4 protein-coding genes are annotated in these 10,537 nt (G+C 48.2%); 2 read left to right on the top strand and 2 right to left on the bottom strand.

Going from position 1 to position 10,537, the window contains the following annotated elements:
- Positions 1-18: 18 nt before the first annotated feature.
- On the top strand, positions 19-1,872 hold the full coding sequence (locus GO755_RS28900) for a RagB/SusD family nutrient uptake outer membrane protein (protein WP_157588852.1): 1,854 nt from the start codon (positions 19-21) through the stop codon (positions 1,870-1,872).
- 99 nt (positions 1,873-1,971) lie between these two features.
- Positions 1,972-5,400, top strand: coding sequence for a VCBS repeat-containing protein (locus GO755_RS28895; protein WP_317165972.1), 3,429 nt, complete (start codon positions 1,972-1,974; stop codon positions 5,398-5,400).
- A gap of 130 nt (positions 5,401-5,530) precedes the next feature.
- On the opposite strand, the gene GO755_RS28890 is transcribed toward GO755_RS28895, so the two are convergent.
- Positions 5,531-6,832, bottom strand: a complete 1,302-nt coding sequence (locus GO755_RS28890) for an amidohydrolase family protein (protein WP_157588850.1) — start codon at positions 6,830-6,832, stop codon at positions 5,531-5,533.
- 112 nt (positions 6,833-6,944) lie between these two features.
- Positions 6,945-10,025, bottom strand: coding sequence for an amidohydrolase family protein (locus GO755_RS28885; RefSeq protein WP_157588848.1), 3,081 nt, complete (start codon positions 10,023-10,025; stop codon positions 6,945-6,947).
- Positions 10,026-10,537 lie beyond the last annotated feature (512 nt).

Below are 10,537 nucleotides of genomic sequence, written 5' to 3'. Positions count from 1 at the left end.
ACGATCAATCAGCATAGTATGAACTATATAATAAAGTGTCTGTCGTTCGGCCTGGTCATAGGCGTAACGATGGCAGCCTGTAATACCGATTTTTTGAACACCAAACCGCTCGATAAGGTATCGGGAGATGCGGTCTGGGCTGATGCATCCCTATCTGAGTCTTTCGTAACGGATGTCTACAATGGCCTTCGGGATGGTATTCTGAGCCAGATGAATTTCGACTGTCAAACCGACAATGCACTGTATAGCTTCGGTAAACAGTCGGTTAATGAGTCGACCGTGAGTCCGTCCAATTTAGGGGACATCCCTGTCATGACGGAGTGGAGTGCTATGTATGCTCGCATCCGGGCTGCCAATATTGCCCTGGCCAATTTAGCGAAACCTAAATTCAACAACAGTAGCGGTATTGCCGATCGGATGAAAGGTGAAATGTATTTTCTGCGGGCTTATTATCATAATCAACTGCTTCGCTATTATGGAGCAATTCCGATTATTAAATCAGCCTATACGCTGGACGAATCGACGTTTACCATCTCCCGGAATACCTACGAAGAATGTGTAAATGCTATCGTAAGCGATCTGGATTCAGCCTCTGTCTTACTGAAAGGTAAGACATTGACAAGTGGTCGTGCTACGATGGGCGCTGCCATGGCGCTCAAAGCCCGCGTACTGTTGTATGCTGCCAGCGATCTGCACGATATTCCGACGGCCAAATCTAAATCGACTGTAATTGCTGGCTTTGCCAATCCAGAACTACTGGGTTACGTGAGTGGCGATCGCACAGCTCGTTGGCAGAAGGCTAAGGACGCAGCCAAAGCTGTTATGGATCTAAACCAGTACGGTTATAAACTGAATCTGACAGCACCCGTTACGGCAACCGAAGGGCAGGCGAACTATGTTAACCTGTTTTTATCACGCAACGGTGGCGAAGCGGATGGAATTTTCCTGAAATATAACATTCGTACTTCTTACGACGACTGGGCTTCCTGGTATCCCCGTAACAACATGCCGAATGGTTACCACGGCTGGACGTCAAGTGAACCGACTCAGAATCTGGTTGACAGTTACGAAATGATGGATGGAACAAAGTTCGACTGGAAAAATCCAGCTCAGGCAGCTGCTCCTTACGAGAATCGTGACCCTCGTTTCTATGTATCTATTCTGTATGATGGTGCTCAGTGGAAACCTCGTACAGCCGATGGCGCAGGTATCGACCCAGCGGGTCAGATTCAAATGGGTCAATACGAAGTTGGAACTGGCGGTGGTGCAGTTACTCCATACAATGGATTAGATACACGTAACAGTACGATTGAGAACTGGAACGGCACCTGGACAGGCTACGGTATTCGGAAATTTATGGACCCAGACCCAACGTTGGTGGACATGAATATTCGTCAGGAAGTACCTTCTATTCAGATTCGCTTTACAGAAGTGGTCTTCAACTATGCTGAAGCCTGTATCGCGCTGGGGCAGGAAGCTGAGGCCAAAAAGTGGATCAACGCTATTCGTTTCCGTGTAGGTATGCCTGCCATTACAGAATCTGGTGCAGCACTCGTAGCACGCTATCAGAACGAACGAAACATCGAAATGCTGTTTGAAGAGCAGCGTTTCTACGACGTTCGACGCTGGATGATTGCGCCAACTGCTTTAGGAAAACAGGCTCAGATTATCACGATTACAGGTAAGCTGAAAGCAGGAAAGTCGGTGACAACCTATAAGTATAGCAAAGACAATTACGATTATACTTATAGCGCGCAGGATTTAGGGACTGGTAAAGAAAACCGGAAATGGGATGATAAAGTCTACTTCCTGCCCATCAGTCGGGACGAAATTAACCGGAACAATAAACTGATTCAGAACCCCGGTTATTAATAATCCAGCAGAAATGCTTTTAACTAAAAAATGCCAGTGCTTACGGGTACTGGCATTTTTTAGTTTAGTTTTAGCTAATTTCTCATAAACCCGGATTACGTGAAAACGATTACGCGTCTGTTTACCCTTGTCAGTTTGGTTTCGGTAGTTGCCTGTCATACGTCTGACCAAGCTAACGAACCTAATGAGGCTAGTGGCCCTCCCCTTTTTACGTCATTATCACCCGAACAAACTGGGGTCACGTTCTCCAACAACCTGACCGAAGGGCTGAATACAAACGTACTGATGTACGAGTATTTCTACAATGGTGGGGGTGTGGCTGTCGGAGATCTGAATGGCGATGGTCTGGAAGATATTTTCTTCAGCGGAAATATGGTGCCAAACCAGTTGTACATCAATAAAGGAGGCTTGAAATTTACCGACGTAACAGCAACCGCTGGTGTCGCCGGACGCGAAGGTCCCTGGCGTACGGGGGCTTCGATGGCTGATGTCAACGGCGACGGTCGACTTGATTTATTTGTCTGCTATTCAGGCAGTTTACCTCCTCAAAAACGTATTCCTCAACTCTTCATCAACGATGGGCCTGATGCCCAGGGCATTCCACATTTTTCTGAACAGACGGCCCAGTATGGTTTGGACAGACCAGGGCAGAGCACGCAGGCTACTTTTTTCGATTATGATCGGGATGGTGACCTCGACCTATTTTTACTCAATCATAATCCCCGTCTGTTGCCCATCCTCGATCCCCAAGCGACTGCGGCTATCATGAAACAACCCAATCCGGAGATTGGGGTTCGATTGCTGAAGAATACCGAAAATCGGTTTGAAGACATAACCGAACAATCAGGTTTAAGTAGTTCGGTACTGAGTTATGGGCTGGGAGTCGGCGTATCAGACCTCAATAATGATGGATGGCCAGATTTGTATATCTCCAATGATTACGGCGTCCCAGATTATCTCTACATCAACAATCAGGGCGGTCGATCTGGTGGTCCAGTGTTTACGAATCAGCTCAGCGCCAGCGTTCGTCACATATCCAATTTTTCGATGGGTAACGATGTCGCCGATGTGAACAACGACAGTCGCCCAGATATTCTGACACTCGATATGCTTCCCGAGGACAACCGTCGGCAGAAACTGCTCATGGCTCCCGACAATTACGAAAAATTTGACCTTAGTGTGCAATCGGGTTTTCATTACCAGCACATGCGGAACATGCTTCAGATTAACGAAGGATCATGGGGCTCGGGAGCAGGGAGCAAGGAGCAGGGAGCTGCCGCGCGCCATGCATCAAGCTCGGCACCTTTATTCTCCGAAGTGGGTCAGATGGCGGGTATCTCCAATACCGACTGGAGTTGGTCTCCCCTACTTGCCGATTATGATAATGATGGCTGGAAAGACCTTTACATTACCAATGGGTATGTTCGCGACTATACGAACCTGGATTTCCTGAAATATATGACCGACTACATGAAAAATCGCCCGACAAATTTCCGGCGCGAAGATGTACTGGAGCTCGTTCATAAAATCCCTTCCTCCAACGTCGTGAATTATATGTTCCGAAATCGGGGTGGTGATCCTTCGGGAGAAGTCACATTTACCAATGTTGGCTCGGCCTGGGGATTAACGCAACATTCCAACAGTACAGGAGCCGCCTACGCCGATTTGGATAACGATGGGGATTTAGACCTCGTGGTTAATAATACAAACCAGCCAGCCTTTATTTTTCAGAACGAAACCAATAAGGAACTCCATCATCACTATTTGACTGTAAAGCTGGAAGGAGCAGGAGCGAACACACAGGGAGTGGGTGCCAAGTTAACACTCTATCGCAAGAGCAAGCAACAGTACGTTGAGCAGATGCCTACGCGCGGTTATCAGTCGAGCATGTCGCCCCGGCTGCATTTTGGGTTAGGCGAAGATTCGGCAATTGATTCGCTTCGAGTGGTTTGGCCAACAGGGAAGCAGCAGTTGCTGACCAATGTTAAAGCGGATCAACTGCTGGCTTTACAAGAGAAAAATGCGCAGGCAACTTTCCAGACGCCTAAGGTTGCCCCTTCCCTATTTCAGGAAATCAAAACGCCAGTCGTTTTTGCCGACCCGATCAACAAAACCAACGATTTTAAACGGCAAACACTTTTGGTCAATGCGCAGTCATTTAATGGGCCGTGTCTAACCAAAGCCGACGTGAATGGCGACGGGCTTGAGGATGTATATGTGGGCGGAAGTATAGAGCAAGCCGGAGCCTTATTTATCCAGCAAACTGGTAATCAATTCAGTCGAAAAGTCCAGCCCGCTTTTGAAGCCGACAAATTAAGCAATGATGCCGACGCCATTTTCTTCGACGCCAATGCCGACGGATTTCCTGATCTCTATGTATGCAGCGGTGGTTATGGCAACCTGGCTCTTGATGATCCGCGCTTGCAGGATCGTCTGTATCTAAATGACGGCAAAGGGAATTTTACCAAAAGTCCAAATGCATTGCCCGTTCTGAATACCAGTGCAGCCTGTGTACGAGTCACCGATGTTAATGGTGATAAGCAGCCTGATTTGTTCGTCGGTGGCCGGGTGGTGCCGGGTCGTTATCCAGAAACACCAAAGAGCTTCCTGCTCATTAACGACGGTCATGGGAAATTCACCGATCAGACAGCCAAACTAGCACCTATGCTCTCCACGCTAGGCATGGTCACCGATGCCGCCTGGATTGACCTCAATGCCGACCGTAAACCTGAACTAGTGATCGTTGGTGAATGGATGCCCATAACGGTACTCGGCTTCGACAAGGGAGCTGGTTTAACTGATCAGACAAAGGCATATTTCGACAAAGAATCGCGGGGTTGGTGGAACAAGCTGCTGGTCGATGACCTCAACGGCGATGGTCGGCCAGACTTAGTAGTGGGAAATCAGGGACTGAATACTCAATGTCGCGCCAGTGATAAGGAACCTGCCGAGTTGATTTACAAGGATTTCGATAAAAACGGCAAAATAGACCCTATTCTATGTCTGTACGTACAAGGGAAAAGCTACCCCCATGCCACCCGCGACGAACTGCTTGAGCAACTAGGCATGCTTCGCCATAAGTTCACCAACTACGATAGTTATTCGAATGCTACGCTAGCCGATGTGTTTACTGAGGAACAATTAGAAGGATCGAATAAGTTGGTTGCCAACCAGCTAAAAACCAGCCTATTTCTGAGTACGCCATCTGGCAAATTCGCAGAAAAGCCATTACCATTAGCTGTTCAGGAAGCTCCTATTTTTACACTAACGGCGCTGGATTATGATAAGGACGGACGAAAAGATCTACTTCTGTGTGGCAATACAGCACAAGCCCGTCTACGGTTCGGTCGATCCGATGCGAATTATGGTTTACTCTTGCGGGGTGATGGAAAGGGAAATTTCCTTGCAGTGCCACAGCAACAGGCAGGGTTTCAACTAACGGGTGATGTACGGGCTGTATTGCCAATCGGGAATACGTTGTTATTCGGCATTAACCAACAGCCTTTACGGGCTTATAAAAGGGATTAACGTGAATTGTAAGCTTTTTTATCATCCCGACAAAGGAGGGATCTTAAACCACCCTTATTAGGGAGTTAAGAAACCCTAAGATCCCTCCTTCGTCGGGATGACAAAAATCAATCAGCCATTATTCTCGTTACTATTTATTCTCGTACTTGTCTTTATACGTCTTGTAAAGGCGCTTGTGGCGATCATCCAGGTTCACCTTCCGGCCCTGAATAAACACCTGTTCCACAACGTTTGTCCGCATATCTAAAGCATCACCTGCCGAAACGAACAGCGTTGCGTGTTTACCTTTTTCAAGCGTACCAACAAGGTTGTCAATGCCTAGAATTTTGGCCGTATTCGAGGTGACCATTTTCAGCGCTTCTTCGCGATCCGTTACCCCAAAACCAGCGGCTGTTCCGGCCAGAAACGGCAGGTTACGAGTCCGCCACCAGCCATCGGCATAGCTCAGACCAACTAACACGCCAGCCTTTTGTAGAATGCCCGGCATCCGGTATGGCAGATCGACATCTTCATCTTCGCGACTGGGCAATCGGTGTAATTCACTCAGAATAACCGGAACGTTGTTTTCCTTTAGAAACGTAACCACGCGGTGTGCTTCTTCTCCTCCAACGATCACCACTTTCGGTACACCCACTGACTTTGCGAACGTAACAGCCTCCATGATGTCTTTACCATAGTCGGCGCGGATATACAGATTCTGTTTGCCCGTAAATAAGCCACGCATCGATTCCAGCTTGAGGTTCAACGGAGTTGGATTTGACAGAGCTGCATACGCTTTGGCATCAGCAAACGTCGCCCGAAGCGCATCAATGGCCGCTGCACGGCGTTCGTTTTTCCGAACAACGGTTGTGAAATCCTCAAAATTGAAATCACGAGCCAAATAGGTAGGCCAGTTGAGCCAGATGCCGTCATCTTTCTTTAATGCAGCATCTTCCCAGTTCCAGCCATCGGACATCATGACGCTCGAGCTTCCCGAAATGGTACCTCCTTGTGGCACGGCCTGAGAAAACAACACACCATTGTTCCGAATGGTCGGAATAATTTCGGAGTCGGTATTGTACGCAATCAGCGACCGGATATTTGGGTTCAGAATGCCGATTTCACGCATATCGACCGTAGCCCGAACAGCACCCGTTTCCTGCAGACCAACCGTCGATACCGGCGAGATAAGGCCAGGATATACGTGCTTGCCCGACACGTCGATCACCTCGACATCATTCAGGTTCAGGCGAACAGTCGTGCCATCCACCACATTTGTAATAACGCCATTGCTGAACAGGACAATGCCGTTGGGAATCACCTGTCCGGTGCCAACGTGCACAGTACCGCCTGTGAGCGCAATAGCCTTCGTCTGCGGCTTAGCCGGAGCCGGATTCTGGCCGTAGCTCGTAAGCGTGACCAGGGTAAGTATAGGTATGAGTAGTTTTTTCATGTTTTTAATGGTAAACGCAGAGATTAAAGAGAATTCGCAAAGAACGCAGAGGATAACAAAATCAAGAAAATCAGTTAAATCAGATAAATCCCGGCGGGGCCGCCCGCGCGGTCTATTTCCCTTCCTCTTCTGCAAACATTCCTTCTACGTCTTCGCAATGCCACATACGTGCCCGCCGGAAGTTTGGCCGTACGGTCGAAGCACCGCCCGCTTTAGCTGTCAGCATCTTCTGAATAATCCGGGCACGTTCGGCTTGTACAGCGTCACGTTTGGCATCTTCATCTTTCAGGCTGAAATAGGTAGCACCTTCAATCATTGTGATTTCTGGGCGAGCATAAATAGATAATGGGTGGGCATTCCAAAGTACCAGATCGGCATCTTTACCAGCCCGAATGCTGCCAAGTTTGCTGTCTAAATGCAGTAGTTTGGCAGGATTGAGCGTCACCATTTTCCAGGCATCTTCTTCGGGCACACCACCGTATTCGACGGTTTTAGCCGCTTCCTGATTCAAACGACGGGCCATTTCGGCATCATCGGAGTTGATAGAAACCGTTACACCCTGGTGGTGCATGAGAGCCGCATTGTACGGAATCGCATCATGTACTTCCATTTTGTATGCCCACCAGTCGGCAAATGACGAGCCACCTACACCATGCTTCGCCATTTTGTCGGCCAGTTTATAGCCTTCCAGAATGTGCGTAAACGTATTGACTTTAAAGCCCAGTGAATCAGCCACTTTCAGCAGCATGTTAATTTCCGACTGTACGTAGGAGTGACAGGTAATGAAGCGTTTTTTAGCCAAAATTTCGGCCAGTGCGTCAAGTTCAATGTCGCGACGGGGCGCAATTGCCGTTGCCTTTTCTTTAGCGCCCAGTTTGTTGTAATCAGTCCATCCTTTTGCGTACTCCTTAGCCCGTGTGAAGTGATCCATATAGACCTGCTCTACGCCCATCCGCGATTGTGGGAAACGGGTCAGTACGTTCGGGTTTGGGTAGTTGGCTTGCTTTACGTTCTCACCAAGCGCGAACTTAATAAAACCGTCGGCACCTTTGATCAGCATTCCATCGGCAGGTTCGCCCCATTTGAGTTTTACAATGGCCGACTGTCCGCCAATCGCGTTAGCCGAACCATGCAGGAGTTGCGAAGTAGTAACGCCACCTGCTAGCTGACGGTAAATGTTGATGTCGTCAGGATTGATTACGTCCGACATCCGAACTTCGGCCGAGCTGGATTGGCCACCTTCATTGATTGACAGCAACGCAATGTGTGAGTGTTCATCGATAATACCATTGGTGAGGTGCTTGCCTGTTCCGTCAACGACTTTAACCCCTGCTGGAGCGGTTAGGCTTTTACCTATTTTAGAAATCTTCCCCCCCTCAACCAATACATCTGTATTAGCCAGAATACCGTCTTTTTCATTCGTCCAGACCGTCGCATTCCGAATCAGTACCGTTTCGGCCTGTGGTTTTTTCAGGTTACCCATTCCCACAAACGGATAAAGTAACGTAGCTGCGGTGTTGCTGGCCGGTGTAGTAGCTGTCGCCGATGCGATAGGCGCTGTTGAGCTCGTCGCACTTGTTGACGATGGAACATCGCCCGCACGAACTGCCGACCAGGTGATGGTTTTACCATCTGGAGATTCGCCATCGCCTTTGATCGTAGTGCCCGTGCGGTAACCTGTCAGGCGAGTCGTACCTGGTCTGCGTTTATCCAGTTGAACCTGAATCGAAATAATATCACCTGCTACGGCTACTTTGGGTGTCACTTTAACCGTGTCCACCAGAATCTGATATTCTGGCTTATCTGGCGTTTTTCCAGTAATGTTCAGTTTGAGATTGCTCTGACTGCCTACCGTCAGATTCCAGCTTCCGCGTAAATCGGCCGCGTTCTTGTTGGCAACAATGTACTGTTTCCCCTGCATCCAGTTTTCAAAGATCACATTATCGGCGCTGAATAAATTGCCCGATGTGATCAGGAAATTGGCTACCTGACCTTTCTGCAGCGTACCTACCATATCTTCGACGTGGATGAGCTTTGCCGGTATGGTTGTCAATGCTTCGAGTGCTTTTTGCTCAGATAACCCATTTTCTATGGCTTTGCGAAGGTTCGCCCAGAAATCGGCTTTATTCCGAAGGCCAGCCGTTGTTAGCGCAAATGGGATATTTGCTGCGGCAACCCGTCCGGCGTTCATTGGCGCCATTTCCCAATGCTTGAGTTCGGCTAGTGATACATTGTCGGCATCCCACGAATCTTCAACATCATACGGCTGAGGAAAATTGAGAGGCACAATAAGCGAGGCTCCGGTTGCTTTCACCTCGTCTAAACGCTGATACTCGTCGCCCGAGCTACGTATAATATATTGAATCCCGAATTCATCACCGATTTTATCGGCACGAACAATACCTAACTTATCATTCGCTTCGAAAATAGCCGGTAGCGAACGGGTACGATTCAACGCGTCGAGCGACATATTTGCCTGCTCTTTACTACCCGCCCGTTTATACCAATCGGCATCGTACATGGCCTGACGTAGCAAGGCAACCACGCCCATCATCGAGTTAGGGTACTGCTGTCCCGACGTCCCTTTGCTGAACGAATAGTGGGCCGTAACAGTAGGTTTCAGTACGATCGAATTCTCGCGATCATCAGCCAGCGTCACCAGTGAGCCAGTTCCCCGAGCAATACCGTCGTGAGCATGTGTCAACACGACACCGAAGCCTAGCTTACGGAGTTCATCTGCTTTGGTCGGATTCGCCTTGAACAATATACTGGCTTCATTTTCGGGCTGGATGGCCTGATTCCAATAATACGCCCCTTTTTTGTTCGACTCATACTGAGGAGCTCCACCAGCCCCACGGCCACCGCCCCCACCACCTGTGCGGGTAATTTCTGGCATTCCGTAATCGGAATCAATGTCAATGAGTGCCGGATAAATCCGTTTGCCTTTTAAATCAGTAACGACGGCACTGGCGGGCACGTTAACAGCTGTACCAACCGCTTCGACCCGGCCATTACGAACTAGTAGGGTAGCATTCTGTAACGTAGTTTGCGGATCAACAATAATGGTTGCGTTGGTGAAGGCATATAGCCCCGGTCGCTCGTCGTAAACGCCATTTACCGGAAAGGTCGTCTGAGCTATGGAGGAGTAGGCCAAACCGGCTGCGAGCAGCCCTGTCAGGAGAGGTTTAAACATGAAATAGATGAGTTGATGATTGGGTTAACGGCCAAAAATACAGAAATAAATGGGTTTACGGATAGTTTACCCAAAGAATATTTTGCAAATTGACATTAAAGAAAATAATTTATCTTAGCACAGAAAATTGTTTCTTTATTCCGTAATAACCATTCTTTTTATTCTACCATGCACGTTTTCCTTCTTTACTTTGCCATCCTCTATGTAGATAATATCAACAGGTCGGGATAAAAACGTCATTAAATTCTCATAGAGCAGGAAATCAATTCTGGAACTAATAGCCGACAAAAAAGAATAGATAAACGCTTTCTGAAAACGGAAAAGCCCGACCTGGATTTCAGATTGGGCCTGATAGCTGTATTTTTGCACTATCACAAACAATAAGTATCGAGTTCTACTTACCTTATTAGACCGATTCTGTTTTTCGCTCCTGCGTTTGTACTTGCAACATTCCGATGTTTTTTTACGTTTGGGTATGCGTAGAACAGCTTCAAGAGCGTACCCGATTGCCC

The sequence above is a fragment of the Spirosoma arboris genome, assembly GCF_009754945.1.
Classification (GTDB): domain Bacteria; phylum Bacteroidota; class Bacteroidia; order Cytophagales; family Spirosomataceae; genus Spirosoma; species Spirosoma arboris.
Note: the sequence above shows the minus strand (reverse complement) of the source record. Positions and strands in the feature narration are given on the sequence as shown.